Source organism: Mycetocola manganoxydans, assembly GCF_003667545.1.
In the GTDB taxonomy this organism is placed as follows: Bacteria; Actinomycetota; Actinomycetes; order Actinomycetales; family Microbacteriaceae; genus Mycetocola_A; species Mycetocola_A manganoxydans.
Genome location: NZ_RCUV01000021.1, coordinates 1 through 21,138, shown reverse-complemented (window position 1 = coordinate 21,138; position 21,138 = coordinate 1). Strand labels below are relative to the sequence as shown.

The window sequence follows — 21,138 nt, the reverse complement described above, 5'->3', positions numbered from 1 at the left end:
GGGTGCAACCCTCAACGCTCAGCCAGGAATTTTCGGCGCAGGCTGGTGGTGGAGTGCGCTGCTCTCTTCAGGCGTGTCTCCCCGTATTTCGCGCCCCCGAGCATCCGTGCACCGAGGGCGACCCACACAGTGATGGCGCGCTCGAGCAGCCACGCCGGAGCCCAGAGCGCACTCGACGCGGGGAACGCGCGGGGGCCGCCCGCTCGACGGCGGCCGATCTCGGCGAGCGCGATCGCTGCCGTTGCGATGCCGGCGATGCGTTCCGGGCGTCGGAGTCCCCACCCCAGGAATGGGAGGAGTGCGAGCTCGACGGCGAGCCGTGGTGGCTGGGCAAAATCGTCGTACGCCTGGCGCACGCGTTGCCGGGCGAAGTGCCTGGCGCTCGGCGGGATCCGGCCCACGAAGAAGTCGTCGAGCCTGCGCTCACGACCGTGCGCCGCCTCGATCGTGCGAATGAGCTCCAGGTTCTCGAACAGCACATCGCCGTCGTAGCCGCCGAGTTCGAGCACAAGGTCGCGGTTCACCCCGAGTGTTCCCGGATAATCGGATGCCACGGCGCGATTCAGCAGGCTCCGCGCCGTGTCCCAGCGGGCATGCCAGGGCAGAGCGGTGAAGTAGTTCTGCGGCCGCACGAGATCCGCGTCGTCCAGTTCCTTCACCATGCGTTGCAGGCCCGGCAGGTTGTAACGAACGTCGTCGTCGGCGAGGATCACAGCGCGGTGCCGGGCCCGGCGGATTCCGGTCATCACCCCAGCGACCTTGCCGTTGCCCGTGGCCGGGCCGGCGGGCGGCAGGTGGCGCACGAGGTCTCCCCACTGAACACCGGCTCGGGGGATCCGTCGACGACCGTCACGTCGATGTGTTCGGCGAGGAAGATGAGGTAGTCGGTGAGCTCGAACACGTCCCCGGTGCGGAACTCGGACCATCGCAACGGCAGCACGTATTCGGCGGCGAGGCGCTCGGTGGTACTGAAGTCGTCGTGCGAATACGCGGCCGTCGGCTTCGGCTCGGCAATGGACCCGGCGGTCTGCTCAGTTCGAGTGCTCATGCAGCCACTGTCCGTTCGGAGGCGGAAGGCGGTCAACATCTTGACAATGGCGATTGCGGCGCGATCCAAGGGACGCAAAGTGCTGTCATTCACGCATGTCGCGACAGTTTGCGTCCCTTGAGGGTCGCGCGCACGCCGGAAGCCCGGCCGGCGTTCACCGACCGGGCACCGGCATCCGACTCAGTTCCGCTGGAGACGGCCGACGCGGATCGCTACCGCACCGAAGAGCAGCAGCAGGGCGCCGAGTGCGACCAGGGCGATCACGTTTGCCCCGGTTGCTGGCAGCGCCGGGGCGGATGCCGTCACACGCGCCGCCGAGGACCGCGTTTCGGTCTCGACAACCGAGGTGTCGCTGTCTTCCGCAGGAACAGATGCCGGGGCGTCCGGCGTCGCAGGCGTTGCCGGATCGATCGGTGTCACGGGCGTTGCCGGGTCAATCGGGGTCACGGGCGTTGCCGGGTCGGACGGGGAACCGGGAGTGGACGGGGTTCCCGGCGTCGATGGGACTCCCGGCGTCGTCGGAACGGCCGGCGCAGTCTCCGCATCACCGATCACGCTGACCGTGTTTCCGCCGATGGTGATCGGCAGGGAGACGATGGGCGCCACCTGGGCGCCGCCGAGCACACTGTCGTTCCCCGACGTGACCGAGCCAGCCGGTGTGGCCGGTGCCTGGGCACCACCGGTCGACGACCCCGTCGTCACGGCGTCACCGATCACGCTCACGGCGTTGCCGCCGAGGTTGATCGGGATACTGATCGCGGGCACGATCTGAGTGCCGCCGAGGACGCTCTCGTCACCCGACGTGGAGGCATCGGCGCCGGAAGCAGCGGGAGCACCGGAAACAGCTGTGGTGGCATCCGTCGTGCCCGCATCACCGAGCACTGAGACGGCATTGCCGCCCAGGTTGATCGGCACTGAGATCACCGGTGCCACCTGAGTGCCACCGAGGACACTGTCGTCGCCGGTCGTGGCGACGCCTGACGCTGGAGTCGCCGATTCTGCTGCCGGGGTCTCGGCACCAGACGACGAGGAGTTCCCCACGACAGCGACGGAGTTTCCGGCAATGGTCACCGGTGCGGTCACGGTCGGAGACACCTGGGTGCCTCCGCCAACACTCTGGTCGCCGGACGTCGCTGCCCCAGGGGTTGCAGCAGGTGCAGCAGGTGCAGCAGGTGCAGGAGCCGCAGCAGGTGCAGGAGTCTCAGCGCCGGACGTCGCGGCATCCCCGATACCCGCAACCGAATTGCCGACGACGGTTACGGGGATGGAGACGACCGGGGTTGTCTGCGTGCCACCGGCGACGCTGCCGTTTCCGGACGTCGTCGACGACGAGGGGGCGGATGCCGCGGCTGGGGCACTTGTCGTAGCCGCGGCATCCGAGTCGGAGTCCCCGATGAGACTGACGGTGTTGCCGCCGATCGTCACCGGGATGGACACCACAGCGTCGACGAGTGTGCCCGAAAGCACACCGTCGTCACCGGTCGTGTCCGCGTGAGCAGCTGTTGCACCGAAGAGGGTGATCCCTCCGGCGAAGAGGACGCCGTAGAGGCACCTCGAGATTGTTCGTTTCATGGTTCTACTCCTTGAAAGTGGTTCGACGGATACTCCTCCCCAGGCGGGAGAAGCGGTTCGGTTATCTGCAGATCGGGCAGGCCGGACCGTCGTCAGTCAGGAGTAGACGAGAGTTCCAGTACGAGGGTCGACGGGAGGACGTCGTTCTCAGCACGGGAAAGGAGGGCACCAGAGATCAGTGCCGGAATGGCGGATGACATCAGCTCTGCCACAGCAGACGGACCGGTCGGACCGCCGGCCGCAGCACCGCTACTGCTGCTGGCCGCCGGGGTGCTCGGCAACGCCGGGTCCCCGTTCTCGGCCGGACCCCGGGGCACCGGGTCCGGATGAGGCCGGGTGGACGCTGCGGGGCTGGCGCCCATCCCGGAGTTGATGTGATCAGCCCACGACTGAGCGTCGTGCGCCGGGAGAGCCGGAGAAGAAGGGTGGTTGGAGCGCAACTCGACCGTGGCAGGCGTGGTCGCGGGCGGGTCAGAGGGATCGACTGTGGGCGATGCATCCGTCGGTGCAGACGACACCGGGGCAGCTGGGTCGTTCGGCAGGCCCGGCAGGCCCGGGTAAGCAGGAAGAGAGGGAGTTGAGGGCAATGCAGCAACAACATCCGTGACCGGGGTGGTCGCGTCAGAAACGACATCGTCGATCGCGCCGGTGAGCGGCGCTGTCACGTCGGTGAGGGGAGCGTCGCCGACGAGGCTCGACACCTTCGGCAGGTGATTGACGACGGGGACGTCATCGAGCAGTCGATCCACACCGCTGGCGATCGGGGACACAACCGGCGCCACGACCGCGTCCACGGTCGAGGTGATCGGCGAGACGATCGTGGTTACCGGCTTGCTGTCCACGACCTCGGCAACGGGAGAGGTGACAGCCGGAACGACGGCGACGACCTTTTTGACCGGAGGAACGACATCCGCGAGAGGCTCGACAACCTTTTCCACGACCGGAGTTGCAATATCGGAGATGACCGAATCGGTGACCGTCGTGACCGAAGAGAGCTGCTTTCCGACCGCCTTCGCGGCGCCCGAAACCACGCTCCCGAGGCGGGAGCGGGAATCGTCGTCGTCGGCATGGGCCGAATTGGTGCCGACGAAGAGACTGATCACTATCCAGACGGCAGCGAGGCCGAACGAGTAGAGCAACAGCCGGACAGGCGCGTGAGTCGTCGACCGTGTGTGGTCCATGACTTCACCCCCCGTGCGTCAGTGCCTTCACTCTTTCAGACGGAAAAAGAACGGCAACACCCTTGCGACGACAGCGGCTTTACCTCTACCTTGCGCCATTCGCCGCGCCCACAAGCGCCGATCACCGTCCAAAAGCAGCGTGACAGCTCCCACCCGATGCTGCACCCCTCGACCGGGTGACATACCGTTGAGACATGTCTTTGCTCTCCCGGCGCTCGCGCACCGCCTTCGCCCTCGCCGGCCTCCTCGCGCTCACAGCCTGCACCGCTAGCACCCCCCAGGCCGCGCGCACAACCGCTCTCAAGACCTCCGATCCGGATGCCGCGCTCACCGTCATCGACGCCGCGACCGATCGCGAAGCATCCGTCGCCACCAGCGCTGAGTTGTTCGATTCCTCCCCCGTGGTCGTGGTCGCTCCGAGCGGCGACCCGAAGGCGCAGGAGCTCGCGGCGCGAGCAGCGATCGGGCTCGGCGTGCCGCTCCTGGTTGGGAAGTCGGATGTCACGGAAAGCACGTCCGCCACGACCGAAACCCCGGCACCCACGGCGAGCGCCGAGCCGACCCCGGACGGCTTGCCCGCCGAGCTCAAGCGGTTGAAGGCGACCACGGCTCTCGTCATCGGCGCAGTCGAGTCGCTCGACGCCGAAGCGGAGGATTCCGAGTCGGACCTCACCGTTGAGCGGGTCAAGGCCAGCGCCTCCGCGGTCACCGAAGCGACAGGCCTCAAGCTCGGCGCCGCCACCGCCGAGGATGCCGCCGGCTTCCCCGCCGGCATCGCGGCATGGGAAGCTCCGAAAGCACAGCGCGGCAGCTCCAACGCCGAAACCCCGATCACCCGGCCGAAACGCGCCGAACCCCTCGCCGACACCGTGGCGCTCGCGGTGAACGGCGCCGCACAACTCGCGTCGATCGCGACGGCGCGGGCTGCGGGTATTCCGGTGCACCTCGTCCCGGAGGGGTCCGCGAACCCGCAGGCGCACGCATCCATCATCGAGGCGCTCTCGACCTCGGAGACGACGAAGACCCTCGCGATCGGTGCCGAATTCGCCACCCAGGCGGCGCTCGACTGGAAGATTCGCACCGCGCGAACCGGCACACAACTGCCCGGCGGCGGACAGCTGCTGTTCCCGGCACACCAGTTCATCGCCCTCTACGGCACTCCGATCACGAGTGTCCTCGGTGTGCTCGGTGAGCAGGATGCCGCCGGTTCGGTCCAGCGCGCCCGTGACCTCGCTGCGCCATACGCGGCCCTCACCGACAAGACGGTCGTGCCGATGTTCGAGATCATCGCGACCGTGGCCGCGGGTGGGCCCGGCGGTGACGGCAACTACTCCAATGAACTGTCGCCGGAAAGCCTGCGTTTGCTCGTGGATGAGGCCGCAAAGGCAGGGATCTACGTCGTGATCGACCTGCAGCCGGGGCGCACCGACTTCCTCACCCAGGCGAAGCAGTACCAGTCGCTGCTCGAACTGCCGCACGTCGGCCTCGCGCTCGACCCCGAGTGGAGGCTGGGGCCCGACCAGGTCCCGCTCAGGCAGATCGGATCCGTGACCGCCGCCGAAGTGAACAGCGTCACCACCTGGCTCGCCGACCTCACCAACGAGAAGGGACTGCCGCAGAAGATGCTCGTGCTGCACCAGTTCCGGCCGTCGATGATCACCGATCGCGCCTCGCTCGACCTCACTCGCCCCGAGGTTGCCCTGTTGATCCACGCCGACGGGCAGGGCGGGCAGGGCGACAAGCAGGCGACCTGGGCGAACCTGCACCGTGACGCGCCCGCCGGCATCCACTGGGGCTGGAAGAACTTCTACGACGAGGACCTGCCGATGCTCACCCCGGAGCAGACGATGAGCGGAGTGTCACCCGCGCCGGACCTCGTCACCTACCAGTAGCCCCTCGTTTTCGGCGCGTTGTGCCATACGCTCGAACCATGACGCCTCGAGACGCCAGCCAGCCCCGCATCGGAGTCCGGTTCGAGCCCGATTGGGCACCCGAACGCCTCCCCGAGTTCGCCCGCTGGGCGGAAGCAGCCGGCTTCGATGAACTCTGGTTCAGCGAGGACCTGCCCTGGGCGGGCGGCATCGCGATGGCAGCCACCGCCCTCGCCGTCACCGATCGCATCCACGTCGGACTCGGACTCCTCCCCGCGACCACCCGCAACGTCGCGACCGCGGCCATGGAGATCGCGACCCTCGCCCGCCTCGCTCCCGGGCGGCTGTCGATCGGGCTGGGCACCGGCATCCCGAGCTGGATGCAGGAGATCGGCGCCGACGTGCCCAGACGCTTCGCCGCGCTCGAGGAGACCGCCGTCGCCCTGCGCAGGCTGCTCGCCGGCGAGGAGGTCACGGTCGACGGCCACCACGTGCACCTCGATGCTGTGCGGCTCGGCTTTGCGCCCGAGCAGATGCCGCAGATCGTTCTCGGCACGACCGGACCGCTCGGCCTCCGCATCACCGGCCGCAGCTCCGACGGCGTTCTGCTTCCCGAGATCGCGACACCGGATGCCGTCCGCTGGGTTCGCGACGAAATGGCCGCCCCGGAGGGGTCCGGTCGCGCCCTGCTTCTCGCGATGACGAGCCTCGGCGACGACCGCGAGCAGGCCCTGGCTGAGGTTCGTACGCGGGTGCAGCGACTGGTCGACTTCCGCGTCTTCGACCGGCTCACCGAGATCGCCGGGATGGGTGCTGACGGCAGCGGCGAGCTGACCGACGAGATTCTGCAATCCCTGGCCGTCGCCGGAACTCCGGAAGACGGCGCTCGGGCGATCGCCGGCTGGGCCGAGGCCGGCGCAGACACCATCATCCTCGTCGCGGGCGCTGACGACCCGATCGCCAGCTACCAGCGCTTCGCCGACGACGTCTTTCCCCGAATCGGGCGCTGAACGACCCACCCACGCCGACGCAAGGAGCCGCCATGAGACCCACCGATGCCCTCGACGAGATCGCGTTCCTGCTCGAGCGTGACCTCGCGTCGCCGTACAAGACCAAGGCGTTCCGCGGTGCTCTCGCGGCGCTCGGTTCCCTGAGCGATGAGGAGATCGCCGCTCGCGTCGAGGATGGCAGGCTCAAGCGCACCAAGGGCATCGGCTCGACCACCTACACGGTGATCGAGCAGGCGGTGGAGGGCGGCATCCCCGACTACCTCGCCGACCTGCGTGAGCGGATCGGCGGCCCGGTGACGGATGCCGGCGGCAAGCTTCGCGCGCAACTCAAGGGTGACCTGCACAGCCATACCCTGTGGTCCGACGGCACCACCGACCTCGCGTCGATGGCGCGCACCGCCCGGCGGCTCGGCCACGAGTACCTCGTCGCCTCCGACCACTCCCCTTCGCTGCGGGTCGCGAACGGGCTGAGTACCGAGCGTCTCGAAGAGCAACTCGTCGAGATCGACGGGCTCAATGCCGAGTTCGACGACTTCCGGGTGCTGACCGGCATCGAGGTCGACATCCTTCTCGACGGCGAGCTCGACCAGTCCGACGATGTGCTCGAACGTCTCGACATCGTGGTCGCGAGCGTGCACTCGAAACTGCGTATGGACTCGCGCGAGATGACCGAACGGATGCTGGCCGGCATCCGTTCCCCGCACACGAACGTGCTCGGGCACTGCACCGGACGGCTCGTCCAGGGCAGCCGAGGGACCCGGCCGGAGTCCACGTTTGACGCCGCCGCCGTGTTCGCCGCGTGTGCCGAGAACGACGTTGCCGTCGAGATCAACTCGCGTCCGGAGCGGCAGGACCCGCCCGACAACCTCATCCAGATCGCGCTCGACGCCGGCTGCCTGTTCAGCATCGACAGCGACGCGCACGCACCCGGCCAACTCGGGCTGCTCGACCTGGGCGCCGCGCGTGCCGAGGCGAACGGAGTGCCTGCAGACCGGATCGTGACGACGTGGCCAGCCGACCGCCTGCTGGAGTGGGCACGCTGAGCCGGCCCACGGCATCCGCTCGTGAGATCGCAGTGCCCCCACACGCGAGCGCATGCGCACGTATGGGTGCGTGACTGCGATCTCGGCGCCGCTCAAAACGACATGAACCGAAGCACAGCACCTGTCGGGTCGACGACGGTTGCGATGCGGCCGTACGGGGTGTCCTCGGCCTCGTCCTTGACGGTAGCGCCGAGTTCGAGTGCCTTGGCGACGGTCGCGTCGACGTCGTCAGAACCGAAATACACCGCCCAGCTCGCGGCTTCGCCATCCGCCAGATCGCCTTTCGCGTCATAGATGCCGGCAAACGGCTGGCCGTCGCGCTCGAAGGTCATGTAGCGAAAATCCGCGCCGTCGCCCTCGTCCTTGAGGGTGAAGCCGAACGCCTTCTCATAGAACTCGACGGCTTTCTCGAAGTCGGACGCGAGCAGTTCGCACCAGACCGGTGCCCCGTGCTCGCGTTCGGCCTGGAACCCGGTGTGGTTGCCGGACTGCCAGTACCCGACCGTCGCACCGGTGGTGTCGGTCGCGAACCCCATCACGCCCATGTCGGGAACGTTCATCGGCTCGAACATGTTCATGCCGCCCGCTTCAGCGATCGCGGACGCCGTCTCCGCAGCATCCGTTGTCAGCAGGTACACCGTCCAGCTGTCTGCGTATGGGGCGTCATCCTGCTTCTTCATTGCGCCGGCGATGCGCCGGCCGGTGGAGCTGAAGCTGACGTAGCCGCCATAGAGCACTTCGTCGCCCGTCTCTGCGTCCCAGCCGAAGAGTGCGCTGTAGAACTCCTGCGAGCGGGCCGGATCCGAGGTGGTGAGCTCGAGCCAGCAGGGTGCGCCGGGGGTCGTGACCGTGATGTCAGGCATGGGTGGTCCCTTCGTCGATCGCCGTGTTGAAAGTCAGGGTAGTCGCGGCCCACGGCGGCGGCTAGGGGTGCGTGATTGCCCCGGTACCGCTCTTGCGGGCGCTGCCCGGCCGTACAGGGACTCGACGGCTGGCGTTCGGGCGGTAAATCAGGGGGTCCGTCCACGTATAGAACATCGACCCCACGATTCACCGCCCGAATGTCACGCGCCAGCTCACATCCGCCCATGGCAGGCTGGTGGAATGCTGCCCACACCCCGAAATCCCGCATGTTAGGCGCCGAGGCTGTCGCGTTTCTCCGTGCAACGACCGAGGGCACCCGCGTCGTGGTGCGCCATCAACTCGATGACGGCCAGGCGACGGATGCCCTCGGCTGGTTCGTCCGCTCAGACGAGACCCACTGCGCGATCGCGACCAGGCGCGGACTCGAGATCGTCGCGTACACCGCGGTGATCGCGGCCAAGGCAGTGCCGCCGCCCCCGCCTCCGCGGGCGCGGCGCGGCACTACCTCGCAGTAGCGACCTACGCCGCGACCTTCACCAACAACTCATCGAGTCGCTCGTAGCCGTCGTTGATCCCGCGCTCCATGCCCGACTGCGCCATGCCGTCGCGGCTCTCCTGCGTGGGATAGACGCTGTGCCCGACGACGCGGCAGCGACCGTTACCAAGGTCTTCGATCCGAAGGAACTCGAGGCTCACAACCCCGGGAAAGCCCTCGAACTCGAAGGTCTGCACAATTACGTTCTCGAGCGAGGCCGAGTGCACGATGCCGTTGAAGGCATAGCCCTCGTCGCCGTCGTAGTGCACGTAGCGGTAGCGGCCGCCGGGAACGATCTCCCAGCGCTCGAGTTCCATGCGATACCCGCGCGGTCCGAGCCACTCGACGATCAGCTCGGGATCGGTGTGCGCCCGATACACGGCCTCGGCCGGTGCATCGAACTCGCGCACGATGTCGATGTATGGTTGCCCGTCGGGCACGGTGATGGTGCTTGGATTCGTCATCTCTCTTCCTCTCTCTGTGTTGTGGTGGTGACGTTCATGCCGGCGAGGACGGCGTCCAGCCGGCGAAAGCGTGATTCGGCCTCCAGCCGATAGGTGTCGATCCAGGCGGTGAGTTGCTCCAGCGCTTCGGGAACGAGGTGCGCAGGGCGTCGTTGCGCATCCCGCGTCCGACTCACGAGGCCGGCCTGCTCGAGCACCTGGATGTGCTTCGACACCGCCTGCTTCGAGATCTCGAACGGCTCGGCGAGTTCGTTCACTGTCGCGGGCCCGCGGCTGAGCTTCGCCACGATCGCACGGCGCACCGGGTCCGCAAGCGCGAGGAAGGCGCGGTCCAGCCGCTCGTCGGCATCCGTTCCTCGCGTCATGGTCAACTAACTCCTTGATCAATCTAGTCGTTGAATACGATACGCCCGGATGCTCCGCTCGGCAACGCTCTTCACCCACTTTTTCCCGAACCCGGGTTGGGCAGTTCCGGCGGGAGTGATAGGCAGGAGGTATGACTTCCGACCATCTCTCCGCCGCGGTCGCACTCGCGGTGGCGAACGTGCAGTCCGGTGGCGGACCGTTCGGCGCGATCGTCGTGACGGCGAACGGACGGGTCTTCGAGGGCACCAACCTCGTCACCGCCGAGAACGACCCGACAGCGCATGCCGAAGTCGTGGCCATCCGGCGTGCCTGCACCGCGCTCGGCACCTTCGACCTCACCGGCGCGACGATCTACGCCAGCTGCGAGCCGTGCCCGATGTGCGTCGCCGCTAGTCTGTGGGCGCGGGTCGACTCCGTGATCTACGCCGCAGACCGGCACGACGCCGAACGGGCAGGATTCGATGACGCCCGATTTTTCGATCACTTCGACGGCGTCCGGCCCGCCATCTCGATCACCGCGGCCGCGGTGCCGGACAAACTCGCCCCGTTCACCGCGTGGGGCGCGAAGTCCGACCGGATCGACTACTGACCATGCCCCACAAAGGATCACCATGACCCTCCCTCCGCAACAGCCGTACCAGCCCTCCCAGCCCCAGCAGCCGCTCCCCCCGCAGCAGCAGAACTGGCCGCCGACCCCGCCGGAGCGCCGTCGTCGCCCCGGCCTGATGGTGTTTCTGTTCGTTGGGCTCCCGCTGATCGCCCTCGCCCTGGTCATCGCCGTGACGCTCTTCGCCGTGAACGCATTGAACGGCGAGCCGGTGAGCGAGAACGTCGACACGGATGCCGGTTCCAGCCTGTTCATCGACGTCCCGAACGCGTCAATGGACCTCGGCGTGAGCGATGACGATGAGATCCACGTGTCGATGCGGGGTATGTACTCGGGCACGCGCCCGACGCTCGATGTGACGACCGCAGGCGGCGAGACGGAGATCCGCGGCGGATGCCCGTCGGGCTGGTTCGTTTTCAACCGCTGCGACGTGCGGATCGAGGTGCTTCTCCCCGCCGAGCTCGACGTCGTCGCGGGCGGCGAGAACGGCGCGATCACCGCCGAGGCCCTGACTGGAGACCTGGACCTGTCGACAACGAACGGCCGGATCGAGGTGGACGGGTCTCGTGGCGACCTTCAGTTGCACTCGACCAACGGGCGAATCGAACTCGAGGACTCCCGGTCCGCCCGGGTCGAAGCGGACACTACCAACGGAAGTGTGAGCCTGAGCTTCGAGAGCGCTCCGGACGAGGTGATCGCGTTCAGCACCAACGGGGAGATCCGCATCGAAGTGCCCGATGATGACACCGAGTACGCGATCGAGGCGGACACGACCAACGGCAACGTCGACGACCAGGACGTCCCGAGCGACCGCGACGCCACCCGCTCCATCACAGCCGAGACGACCAACGGCGACGTGACGATCACAACCGTCCGCTGAGCATCACGGTTGGCGCAAAGACACCCGCGCCGTCAACGCGCGGCAAGGGGTTGTGCGCCGCCGCCCGGCAGGGCTTGGCTGGAGCCGGTCGCTTACCGCTTACCGGAAGGAGCACTCTCGTGACCGTGAAACTCAACCAGCCCGCGCTCCGCCAGGCGAAGAAGCTCGTCAGTGACGGCAAGGTCGTCAGCGACGAGCGAGACGACTGGAGCGAGCACGCCCCGAGCGCCGACGACGAGAACAGATACCTCGATAACCACTCGTGGACCGAATACTCGCACTGGCACCTCGGCGTCGACGACGAGCATCCGAAGGACACGAAGGGGCACTACAAGTTCCCGATCGGCGACTTCACCAAGGTGCACCGGTGTGCCGTCATCTCAGCCGAGAGCCGCGCTGGCCAGTTCGATCACGACGAGATCCGGGATGCCCTCAAGAAACTCCTCGACAAAATCGACGCGTGAGCGCGGCTCGCTTCTAACCCACTCCCGGCGGTTTGGCCACCTCTTGACCCGGATCCTCCGGGCGAGAAACGTGGAACCGCGTGCCACCGGGGCGCCGTGGAGAAGGAGCGAAGCATGTCGAAGAACACCGTCGTTGTGATCACCGGGGCGTCGAGCGGAATCGGCCGCGCAACCGCCCTCCGCTACGCGAGTGCGGGAGCGAACGTCGTCCTCGCGAGCCGCAGGGGCCAGGCCCTGACGAAGCTCGCGAAGGAGTGCGAAGCGCGGGGTGGAGACGCCATCGCCGTGCCGACCGACGTGACCAACGCCAGCCAGGTCGACGCGCTCGCGAGGGCCGCGGTCATGAAGTTCGGCCGCATCGACGTGTGGGTCAACAACGCGGCCGTCTCGGCATTCGCACCGTTCCTCGAGATGCCGCTCGATGACATCCGTCGGGTGCTTGACGTGAACATCCTCGGTTACATCTACGGTGTCCGCGCCGCCCTCGCGGTGATGACCGAGCAGGGGCGCGGAAGCCTTATCAACGTCGCGTCGATCGTCGGAGAGGTGCCGCAGCCATACACGGCACCGTACGGGATGTCGAAGGCGGCGGTGCGTGCGCTCGGCGTGAGCCTCCGGTCGGAGCTCGCGCTGCAGAAGCAGAAGCACATCTCGGTGTCGACGATTCTGCCGGCGACGATCGATACCCCGTTCTTCCGCCACTCGGCGAACTACACCGGCCGCCAGGTCGTCGCGATGCCTCCGGTGTACAGCCCGGACCTCGTCGCGAAGCTCATCGTGCGCACCGCGAAGAAGCCCAGGAACGAGGCGATCGCGGCGGGGCCGATCGGCAAGTCCCTCGTCACCCAGCACCGTAAGACGCCAGCTCCGGTCGAAGCCCAGATGGCGCTGCAGACCGACAAGACGCACCTGTCACGCAAGAACAAGGCGCCGTCCACAGACGGCACTCTCTACTCACCGGCTCCGACAGCGGATGCCACGGCCACCGGCGGCTGGAAAGGCAGCGAACGCACCGGCAAGCGCTCCTTCCTGGGCTCACTCACCGCAGCGGCGCTCGGCGTCGCGGTCGCGCGGTGGATCCTCACGACGAACGCGGATGCGTCGGGGAAGAAGCGCGGGAAGGCTCACGCCGCGAGGGCGCTGCGGCGGTAACCGCGCTGGCCGTGCACGAAGTGGTACAGCACCGCGGCGAGCACGACCACGATGGCAAGGAACCCGTACATTCCGTGGAACCCGGTCACCGGGAGCAATGAGCCGAGCACCAGCGGGCCGAAGCCGATGCCGGCGTCGAGCATGAGGAAGAACGTCGACGTGGCAACACCGATGCGGTGCGGAGGAGCCATCGTGACGGCGATGGCTTGCGCACATGGCATGAGCGCGCCGAAACCAAAGCCGATGAACACCGCTGAACTCGCGAGTACGAACCCGTTGGGTGAGAAGCCCAGGAGGGCGAGGCCGATCGCGAACGAGATGAGTGTCGGGTAGACGACGGCGTTGTCACCGAAACGATCCTGAATCCGCCCGACGAAGAATCGAGACAACAGCACGACCGCGGCGTAGATGAGAAAGAACGCGCTCGCGGCGGCGACCATGTTCTCGGCCTGCGCGAAGGAGTTGAGGAACGCGAGCACACCCGAGTAGCCGATCGCGGCGACGAACATGACGGCGCCGATCGTGAGAGCGGCCGGTTCGAACAGGTCGCGTGCGCGGAACTTCCACTTGTCGGCGACCTCGAGCGCGGACGGAGTGCGCTCGGGCAGCTTGAGGAACAGCGAGAAGATGAGGCCGACGGCTGCACAGGCCGTGCACAGGGCGAAGAGCACGTCGTAGCTCGACACATCGACGAGCACGACGGCGAGGAACGGGCCGATCGCGGTGGCAAGCGTGGTGGAGATTCCGAAATAGCCGGTCCCCTCACCGCGACGGTGGGCAGGGATGAGACCCATGACGGACGCGGAGATCGACGTGCTCGCCGCACCGAAGGCGATGCCGTGGATGGTGCGAACGACGAGCAGCAGAACCAGGTTGTCTGCCGGGATGTAGAGGAACCCGGCGATCACATACGCGGCGAGCGCGAGGATTAGCATCCGTCGCCTGCCGACGAAGTCGAGGAACTTGCCCGCGAAGATCCGGGCGATCAGTGCACCGATGATGAAGGTGCTCGATGACAAACCCGCTGCGGTGTCCGACGCGCCGAACCGATCGACGGCGTAGAGCGCCATCGTGGTCATCAGCGTGTAGAACACGATCGCCAGGAAGAAGTTCACCAGGATGGCGAGGAGGAAGGCCGGAGTCCAGAGTTCTACAGGATTGTGTGACACGAATCGGATCGCTTTCGGTAGACGGGGACTACGCACCACGTCGTGACGAGCCGAAACCTCAATAATACGCCTCGTTTCTGCGCGAATCCGCCAGACGCGGGATGCCGCCCTCACGGCCAGCGTCCAACTGGGCACTGCCTGCTCACTCGCTGACAGCTTGCTGGGTAGGAGGAATCCTCTGGCGGTTCGCGATGTTCACTGGAGGGAGCGCACAAACGCCGCGTACCCGAGCGGCGTGCGTCGAAGGAGATCATGAGCAGAGTATTTGAAGAGATCGAGTCCCAGGCGGGCGAGATCGCGAAGTACCGTCGTCACAGCAACGGTCGCGGACTCGTCGCCTCCACAGCAGTCGTCGACCCGACGACCTTCCTCGACCCCACCGCCTACGTCGAACCCGGCGCGCATGTCGCCGGCCGCTGTTGGGTCGGCGCCGGCAGCTGGATCGACCGTGACGCCACCCTCGCACCCGGAGTGTTCGTCGGCGCGAACGTCCACATCGGAGCCGGAACCACCGTCGGCGTCGGAGCCGAGATCGGCAGCCACTGCCGCATCGGCGCAAACGTGAAGATCGGCGCAGGAGCCCGCGTCAGCCGCGACAGCACCATCCCGACCGGAGCTGTCGTCGCCGGGTCCCGCACCGGGGCTGCCAACAGCCTGACCCGCGCCGCGTAGGGCGCACTCACCACACCACGAAGACGGATGCCGCTTGCCGGCATCCGTCTTCGTCGTCCGTAGCGGCACAATCAGCCGGGCGCAAGGACGGGGGAACCGCGTGTCCCCCTTGCTAGGGTCAGAACACGCGAGCGGCCGCCCGGCCTCGCAAGAGAGGGGACTGCTGTGAACACCAACGACCGGCTCCGCCAGATCGTCGTTCTGGTCAGCGCCATTGTCGCGATCATCGGCGCCGTCATCGGCAACGGAGCTGTGGGCGGGGTTCCCATCGCGGAGGCATCCGGTGGAGCGCTGTCGACGGATGCCACACCGGTCGCGCCGGACGGACCCGCGTTCGCGATCTGGTCCGTCATCTACACGGGACTCATCGCGTACACGATCTGGCAGCTGCTGCCCGCGCAGAAGTCGGCCGAACGACACCGCCGCCTCGGGTACCCGATCGCGCTGTCGCTGATTCTCAATGCCGCCTGGATCCTCAGCGTGCAGCTCGATCTGCTCTGGCTGAGTGTTCCGATCATCATCGCCCTGCTCGTCGTACTCATCTGGGCGTTCCGCGTCATCCTCGCGCACCGCCCGCGCAACCTCGTGGACACCATCGTCACCGACGGCACCATGGGCCTCTACCTCGGCTGGGTCACCATCGCGACCCTCGTCAACATCGCCGCCGTTCTTGCCGCCATCGGCTTTGACGGGCTCGGCCTGTCGATCGACCTCTGGGGTGTGCTGCTCATCGCTGTCGCCGGTGTGATCGGCGTCGGACTCGCCCTGTGGAACCGCGGGCGTCTCGCTCCCTCTGCCGCCCTGTCCTGGGGAATCGCCTGGGTCGCCTACGGGCGGCTCACCGGAGACCTCATCTCGGTGCCGACCGCGATCACGGCCATTGTCGTCGTTGCGGTGATCCTTCTCGTGACCATCGCTGCCCGCATCAAGGCGCCGAAGCCGCTGCCTGCGCAGGCGTAGGCGCTGGGCTAGGCGTAGGCGCTGGGCTAGGCGTAGGCGCTGGGCCCGGCGCAGCGCCGACGTAGGACTCCCGGCGCTGACCCGAGTTCGAGTTGCCCCAAAGGTTGTTCGCAGAATCGAGTTGCCCCAAAAGGTCGTTCGCTGAATCGAGTTGCCCCAAAAGGTCGTTCCCGAGCATCCGGAGTGACCATTCGGGGCAACTCGATTGCTGTGTGCAGCCAACGTGACTCGCAGCATCCGTGCGATCCGTGGCATCCGTCGCCGGACGGGAACTCAGGCGGGCCAGATCCCGATGATGAGCGCCATGATCACGATCGTCACGAGCTCGTGGGCGACGTTGAGCACCGTGAGGCCGGCGGGGCGGCCGTCGAAGGCGTCGTGGGTGATGAAGCGTGCCGCCGTGAATCCGGCCCAGAGGATGACGCCGGTGAGCAGGGCGTTGAGCAAAAAGCTGCCGCCGTAGAAATCCCAGGACAGGTACGTCGCACCCGCAAGCACCCACGCCGTGATGAAGCTCACGATAAGGGTGAGGAGGATGGGACGGATAGCATCCTTCGTGTTGCCCGATGGTGTGATGTTGGCCTGCTTCATCCAGTAGTTGCCGAAGACCTTCGGCGTGTACCAGATCGAGCCGACCACCATGCTCGACAGGGTCGCAAGCAGTACGGCCCAGTAGTTGATTTCGGGGATCATGCGGTGTCCTTCCGTGGGGCGGATGCTGGGATCATACGCCTCACGAAGGGCCTAGGGCTCGATCCAGTCGGAGTCGCCGCCCATGCCGGAGTGAGGATCCGTCGGCGGAATCTGCGGCTGGGTCTGGCGACGGTTCGCGTTCGGCGGCTGCCAGTCGGCACGGAGAGTGTCGGCCCACTCGGTGAACTCCGCATCACCGGAGAGGCGGGCAAGAGTATCGAGCTGCCAGGAGTGGATCGCGTGGTACTTCTGGTTCTGCCACAGCGGGCTCTGGCAGTACTCCGTCTGCACGCAGTAGTACGAGACTCCCTTCTCGACGCGAATCAGCGGCATCATCCGGTCGAGGACCGTGGTCGCGCCGCCGTCGAAGTAGCGAGCGACCTCCGCATTGCCGGTGTGGCGCCAGTAGTCGTAAAGCCCGAACAGGGCGAACACGTGACCGTTGAGCACGAGAAGTGGCGGCTGGTTGCTCGCGAACTCCTCGAAGTACAGGTGCTTGTCGACGGAAAGGCTCGACCAGGGAAGCTTGGGGGAATACGGCTGGCTGAAGCTCGCCCAGGTCTTGTCCGCCGCCACATCCCATGACGCTTCTCCGGTTTGTTCAGCCAACCGGGTGAAGAGCGAGAGCGCCTGGCCTTGAGCCATTCCGGAATACCAGGGGGTGGCGAGGGTCCGCTTGTAATAGGTCCACGGATGCTTGTAGGGATACCACCACGCGCCATCCCGCACGACCGCGATGTCGATGAGCCTCTGAGCGTTCCTCTTGGCCCGGTCGAGCCATACCTTGCTGCCGGTCCGGTTGTACTCGATCAGTGCGGAGATTCCGTACTGGGCGTACACGACCGGGTGATCTGACGACTTCCTGGTGTCGGCACGCAGGTAGATGCGGAGCCCCGTGCTGTCGAGCTTGACCGCAGGATCATGGACGTCCACTGGCGGGCGGTCGAGATACGGCACTTCGGCATCCGCGTCGAGGGTGATGGCCGACGTGGCCCAGCCCGAGAGCGGCTCGGTCTTCGTCGCGTAGACGCAGCGCACATTGTCTGCTGCGGCTGCGGACACTATCGCGGTTCCACCGAGAACGAATCGGGTGGGGGCGCCGAGTTCTGTGATCGCGTCGTTCACCGACGGGTGCACACACGTGCGGGGGGTCACGTTGATCGGAGCGGCAAGGTGCCCGGCGAGGGCAGCACCGGCGAGAGCGTCCGGGAAGTTGACGCCGGTCGCCAGGAACGACGTCGACGAGGCTTCCGGCGCGAAGTACGCGGTGTTGATGGCCGCCGCAGTCTCATACCGTGTCGCTCCGCCGTAGCGAGTCACCGCGTAACCGGCGTTGAAGAGCTGCGACTGGATGCCCGCACTCACCGCACCATCCGACCCCGCGATCGAGATGGTCGATACCTTGAGCTTCGCCAGTACCGAGAGGGTGGCGGCGGAGACGGATGCTTTCGCTCCGTCGACAAGGATCACTGGTGCCTTGCGCGCACCGGCAGCGCCGGACGCGGCGAGAGCATCCGGGAATTTTCGCCCCGTCGCGAGGATGGCGTGATCGGCGGCCGGGAAGATCTTCGCAACGACGTTGAGGCCGGTCGCATAACGATCGACGCCGGAGATCCGTTCCGCCGGGGCGATACGTGAGAGGGCGATCCGGATCCGCTCACTGACGACAGCGGCTCCCCCGATGACGTAGATGCGCTTGGGCTTCAGGCGCTTCAGTTCCGTGCTGACTGCAGCGGGAAGGGCTGCGGCCGGCGTGAGGAGGAGGGGTCCGCCGAGTCGAGCAGCCGCCGCAGCGGACGACAGCGCGTCCGGGAAGTCCACACCCGTCGTGACGAACGCCGCCGGGACACCCGCGGGGTACTGCTTCGACACGGCCACGGCCGTCTCGTAGCGGGTTGCTCCGCTCAAGCGGGTAACTGTGGCGGTCGACGCGGGCGTTACCGCCTGCGCGACGGACTCATCGGCCGCTGCGGGAGTGGGGGCAGAGCCGGTGACGGCGAGCGGAACAGCCAGGGCCGTCGCGAGGGCGATGGTGATGAGCGCGCGAAGTCGCATGGGAGTGGAATCCTCTGTCCGTGTGAGATCACCATGCCCAGATGCGCTCGGTGGCTCGTAATCTAACACGCCCGATATCCCGGGAGCGTTCCCCTGATCCGGGGGCGCCAGCGTTCGGGCGGTGAATCGTGGGGTCCATCGCCCATACATGGACGGACACCACGATTTACCTCCCGAAAGCGATCAGACCGCAGCGCGAGCGACCCGAATCGCCTCAACGACCCGCGCCCGAAGCGCATTCGAGCGCCCGGCGAAGGCGCGCTGCTGCCGCACATACTCCGCTTTGCCGTCCGGCGTCTCGATCGCAACGGGCTCGGCACCCCACGGCGCCATGTCGTACGGGGATGCCCGCATGTCGAGCCAGCGGATGTCACGAGCCAGCACGAAGGCATCGAGCAACACCTCCCCCGGCACCAGCGGCCCGAGCTTGACGGCCCACTTGTACACATCCATCCCCGCGTGCAGGCACCCGGGCTGCTCGAGCTCCGGCGAACTCTCGCGCGTCGGCTGGAGGCGATTGCGAGGTGCGGCATCCGGGGTGAAGAAGCGGAACGCGTCGAAGTGCGAGCAGCCGATGTGGTGGGACTCGACGACCTCGTCGGTTCCGGTCTGGCCGAGACGCAGCGGGACCGCGTGCCGGATGTCGTCCTGTTTGTAGACCATGGCCCACTCGTGCAATCCGAAGCAGCCGAACTGGCTCACACGGGCAGCGGTGCGGCTGAGCAGTTTCTCGATGAAGCCGACGCTCGCACCCTTCGCCTCGAGGAACGCCGCTGCGTCAACCTCGATGCCGTCGCGGGTGCCTCGATACCATCGCCAGTCCGCGCGGTCGTCGCCGGCGGCATCCGTCAGCACGACACCCGCCCCTGGGTGCCAGCGCCGCAGCAACCGCGGCTTGAACGGGTAGTAGGTGAAGAGGAAGTCCTCGATCGGATGCTTCTCGCCGCGTTGCGCCCGCACCCGATGATCGGCGGTCAGCGCGTCTGCACGCTCGGAGTGGGTGAGCTCCCGCGCCTGCCACTCGGCGCGGGTCAGCACCATCGGAGTCAGGGTCAATGCGGGCATGCTCTTACGGTAACCCGGCTCGGGTTCGTTGTGACGCCCAACATATGACGAACGTCGGCGACTTTTGCACCTCTCGTGTGGTTGAATTGCCTGATGGTCGACATAAGTCCCTCAGCCCTCGGATCGTCGGCGACGAGCGACATCTTTCAGATCCTCCGGGACGGGCGACCACGCACGCGCACCGAACTCGCGAGCCTGACAGGACTTGCCCGCTCCACCGTCGGGCTGCGCATCGATTCACTGCTCCAGCTCGGGCTCATCGGGCCCGCCGAGACGGCGCCGTCGACGGGCGGCCGACCCTCCTCCCAGTTCGCTCTGACCGGGGGGAACAAAGCCGTCCTCGCTGTCGACATCGGGGCGACGCACGTGCGTATCGCGGTGAGTGACCTCACCGGCCGGCCGCTCAGCGAAGACGGTACGGACATCGCCGTCTCCGAGGGACCCGAGAAGATCCTCGACTGGGTCATTCGCGCCGGCGACGACCTCATCACAAACGCGGGTCGCACCCTCGACGACCTGCTCGCGATCGGCGTCGGCCTGCCCGGGCCGGTCGAACACTCGAGCGGCCGCCCGATCAACCCGCCGATCATGCCGGGCTGGGACAACTTCGACGTGCCCAGCTGGCTACAGGCCCACTTTCACGTTCCCGTCCTCGTCGACAACGACGTCAACATCATGGCGCTCGGCGAACGCGAGATGGCTTGGCCAGACGTCGACCACCTCATCTTCGTCAAGGTCGCGACGGGCATCGGCGCCGGCGTCATCTCGCGCGGGATGCTCCAGCGCGGCGCCCAGGGAGTGGCCGGCGACATCGGCCACGTGCGTGTTCCCCGTGACAATGACACGATCTGCCATTGTGGCAACGTCGGCTGCCTCGAAGCGATCGCCTCAGGGCCGGCCCTCGCGAAGGCGCTCTCGGAGCAGGACCTCGGCGCCGAGTCGAGCCAGGACGTGGTCGAACTCGTGCGCTCAGGCAACACGACCGCCATTCAAGCCGTGCGGCAAGCCGGACGCGACCTCGGCGAAATCCTCAACGCCTGCATCAGCCTGATCAACCCGTCGGTCATCGTCGTCGGAGGCGCCATGGCGCAAGCAGGCGAACACCTCATCGCCGGCGTCCGCGAAATCGTCTACGCCCGTTCCATGCCGCTCGCGACGCAGCACCTGCAGATCACCCAGTCCAGCGTCGGCGCCAACGCGGCCGTACTGGGCGCAAGCATCCTCGCCATCCACCACGTGCTCTCCCCCGAGAGCGTCGAAGCCATGGTGGTCGACCTCGCGGATGCCGCCTCCCGCTGACCTGCGCCCGTCCCGTTCGCGCCGCCCCGCGGCATCCGCCCCGCAGCATGCCCCCGAACGCACGAACGGTCCGAAAGGGTCATTCCCGACAAGGCGGGTTCAAGGAAGTGACGCAACACCCTGATCTCAGGGAGTTGCTATGGCTGGTCGTCCGGCGGTGCCGATCGA

22 protein-coding genes are annotated in these 21,138 nt (G+C 66.9%); 11 read left to right on the top strand and 11 right to left on the bottom strand.

Going from position 1 to position 21,138, the window contains the following annotated elements:
- Positions 1-11: 11 nt before the first annotated feature.
- The 4 genes from D9V29_RS13825 to D9V29_RS13815 form a co-directional block, all read right to left on the bottom strand.
- Complete coding sequence (locus D9V29_RS13825; RefSeq protein ID WP_229790425.1) at positions 12-803, bottom strand: glycosyltransferase family 2 protein; 792 nt, start codon at positions 801-803, stop codon at positions 12-14.
- Positions 746-1,048, bottom strand: coding sequence for a hypothetical protein (locus D9V29_RS15180; protein ID WP_229790424.1), 303 nt, complete (start codon positions 1,046-1,048; stop codon positions 746-748). The genes D9V29_RS13825 and D9V29_RS15180 overlap by 58 nt, the downstream gene beginning before the upstream one ends.
- 180 nt (positions 1,049-1,228) lie before the next feature.
- Positions 1,229-2,620 carry a chaplin family protein gene (locus D9V29_RS15220; protein ID WP_121673918.1) on the bottom strand — a complete coding sequence of 464 codons (1,392 nt, stop codon included), beginning with the start codon at positions 2,618-2,620 and terminating at the stop codon, positions 1,229-1,231.
- A 92-nt stretch (positions 2,621-2,712) separates the two neighbouring features.
- Positions 2,713-3,801, bottom strand: a complete 1,089-nt coding sequence (locus tag D9V29_RS13815; protein ID WP_121673917.1) for a hypothetical protein — start codon at positions 3,799-3,801, stop codon at positions 2,713-2,715.
- A gap of 194 nt (positions 3,802-3,995) precedes the next feature.
- On the opposite strand from D9V29_RS13815, the gene D9V29_RS13810 reads away from it, so the two are divergent.
- Genes D9V29_RS13810 through D9V29_RS13800 form a run of 3 tightly spaced genes read left to right on the top strand, consistent with a single transcriptional unit; the run spans position 3,996 to position 7,725 of the window.
- Entirely contained in the window at positions 3,996-5,693 is a 1,698-nt protein-coding gene (locus tag D9V29_RS13810) for a hypothetical protein (protein ID WP_121673916.1), read from the top strand.
- 38 nt (positions 5,694-5,731) lie between these two features.
- Positions 5,732-6,682: an LLM class flavin-dependent oxidoreductase gene (locus D9V29_RS13805; RefSeq protein ID WP_121673915.1), complete on the top strand. Its 951-nt coding sequence runs from the start codon at positions 5,732-5,734 to the stop codon at positions 6,680-6,682.
- Positions 6,683-6,714: 32 nt separating this feature from the next.
- Entirely contained in the window at positions 6,715-7,725 is a 1,011-nt protein-coding gene (locus D9V29_RS13800) for a PHP domain-containing protein (protein WP_121673914.1), read from the top strand.
- A gap of 92 nt (positions 7,726-7,817) precedes the next feature.
- Here D9V29_RS13800 and D9V29_RS13795 read toward each other — a convergent pair whose 3' ends face one another.
- Entirely contained in the window at positions 7,818-8,588 is a 771-nt protein-coding gene (locus D9V29_RS13795; protein WP_121673913.1) for a VOC family protein, read from the bottom strand.
- 267 nt (positions 8,589-8,855) lie between these two features.
- Between D9V29_RS13795 and D9V29_RS13790 the strand changes: the two genes are divergently transcribed.
- The gene (locus tag D9V29_RS13790; protein ID WP_121673912.1) at positions 8,856-9,104 is read left to right on the top strand and encodes a hypothetical protein; all 249 of its coding nucleotides are present in this window, start codon (positions 8,856-8,858) and stop codon (positions 9,102-9,104) included.
- 4 nt (positions 9,105-9,108) lie between these two features.
- Here D9V29_RS13790 and D9V29_RS13785 read toward each other — a convergent pair whose 3' ends face one another.
- Positions 9,109-9,588, bottom strand: coding sequence for an SRPBCC family protein (locus D9V29_RS13785; RefSeq protein WP_121673911.1), 480 nt, complete (start codon positions 9,586-9,588; stop codon positions 9,109-9,111).
- Positions 9,585-9,953, bottom strand: a complete 369-nt coding sequence (locus tag D9V29_RS13780) for an ArsR/SmtB family transcription factor (RefSeq protein ID WP_121673910.1) — start codon at positions 9,951-9,953, stop codon at positions 9,585-9,587. The genes D9V29_RS13785 and D9V29_RS13780 overlap by 4 nt, the downstream gene beginning before the upstream one ends.
- A gap of 131 nt (positions 9,954-10,084) precedes the next feature.
- Between D9V29_RS13780 and D9V29_RS13775 the strand changes: the two genes are divergently transcribed.
- The 4 genes from D9V29_RS13775 (at position 10,085) to D9V29_RS13760 (ending at position 13,057) form a co-directional block, all read left to right on the top strand.
- Positions 10,085-10,543 (top strand): nucleoside deaminase, encoded by a 459-nt coding sequence (locus tag D9V29_RS13775; RefSeq protein WP_121673909.1) that lies wholly within the window; start codon positions 10,085-10,087, stop codon positions 10,541-10,543.
- Positions 10,544-10,565: 22 nt separating this feature from the next.
- Positions 10,566-11,441 (top strand): DUF4097 family beta strand repeat-containing protein, encoded by an 876-nt coding sequence (locus tag D9V29_RS13770; RefSeq protein ID WP_121673908.1) that lies wholly within the window; start codon positions 10,566-10,568, stop codon positions 11,439-11,441.
- A 119-nt stretch (positions 11,442-11,560) separates the two neighbouring features.
- Positions 11,561-11,905, top strand: coding sequence for a hypothetical protein (locus D9V29_RS13765; protein WP_121673907.1), 345 nt, complete (start codon positions 11,561-11,563; stop codon positions 11,903-11,905).
- 114 nt (positions 11,906-12,019) lie between these two features.
- On the top strand, positions 12,020-13,057 hold the full coding sequence (locus tag D9V29_RS13760) for an SDR family oxidoreductase (protein ID WP_121673906.1): 1,038 nt from the start codon (positions 12,020-12,022) through the stop codon (positions 13,055-13,057).
- Here the strand turns inward: D9V29_RS13760 and D9V29_RS13755 are convergent.
- Positions 13,030-14,226: an MFS transporter gene (locus D9V29_RS13755; RefSeq protein WP_121673905.1), complete on the bottom strand. Its 1,197-nt coding sequence runs from the start codon at positions 14,224-14,226 to the stop codon at positions 13,030-13,032. The two genes, D9V29_RS13760 and D9V29_RS13755, sit on opposite strands and share 28 nt — an antisense overlap.
- A 252-nt stretch (positions 14,227-14,478) precedes the next feature.
- Between D9V29_RS13755 and D9V29_RS13750 the strand changes: the two genes are divergently transcribed.
- Both D9V29_RS13750 and D9V29_RS13745 read left to right on the top strand, forming a co-directional pair.
- Positions 14,479-14,898: a DapH/DapD/GlmU-related protein gene (locus D9V29_RS13750; RefSeq protein WP_121673904.1), complete on the top strand. Its 420-nt coding sequence runs from the start codon at positions 14,479-14,481 to the stop codon at positions 14,896-14,898.
- A gap of 165 nt (positions 14,899-15,063) precedes the next feature.
- Positions 15,064-15,858, top strand: a complete 795-nt coding sequence (locus D9V29_RS13745) for a TspO/MBR family protein (RefSeq protein ID WP_121673903.1) — start codon at positions 15,064-15,066, stop codon at positions 15,856-15,858.
- Between the two features lie 273 nt (positions 15,859-16,131).
- On the opposite strand, the gene D9V29_RS13735 is transcribed toward D9V29_RS13745, so the two are convergent.
- From D9V29_RS13735 to D9V29_RS13725, 3 genes are all read right to left on the bottom strand, one after another.
- Complete coding sequence (locus tag D9V29_RS13735) at positions 16,132-16,551, bottom strand: DUF1761 domain-containing protein (protein ID WP_121673901.1); 420 nt, start codon at positions 16,549-16,551, stop codon at positions 16,132-16,134.
- Positions 16,552-16,602: 51 nt separating this feature from the next.
- Positions 16,603-18,606, bottom strand: a complete 2,004-nt coding sequence (locus D9V29_RS13730) for a cell wall-binding repeat-containing protein (protein WP_183085035.1) — start codon at positions 18,604-18,606, stop codon at positions 16,603-16,605.
- A 183-nt stretch (positions 18,607-18,789) separates the two neighbouring features.
- Positions 18,790-19,671 (bottom strand): 3-methyladenine DNA glycosylase, encoded by an 882-nt coding sequence (locus D9V29_RS13725; RefSeq protein WP_121673899.1) that lies wholly within the window; start codon positions 19,669-19,671, stop codon positions 18,790-18,792.
- A 93-nt stretch (positions 19,672-19,764) separates the two neighbouring features.
- Between D9V29_RS13725 and D9V29_RS13720 the strand changes: the two genes are divergently transcribed.
- The gene (locus D9V29_RS13720; RefSeq protein WP_121673898.1) at positions 19,765-20,970 is read left to right on the top strand and encodes an ROK family transcriptional regulator; all 1,206 of its coding nucleotides are present in this window, start codon (positions 19,765-19,767) and stop codon (positions 20,968-20,970) included.
- Positions 20,971-21,138: the final 168 nt, after the last annotated feature.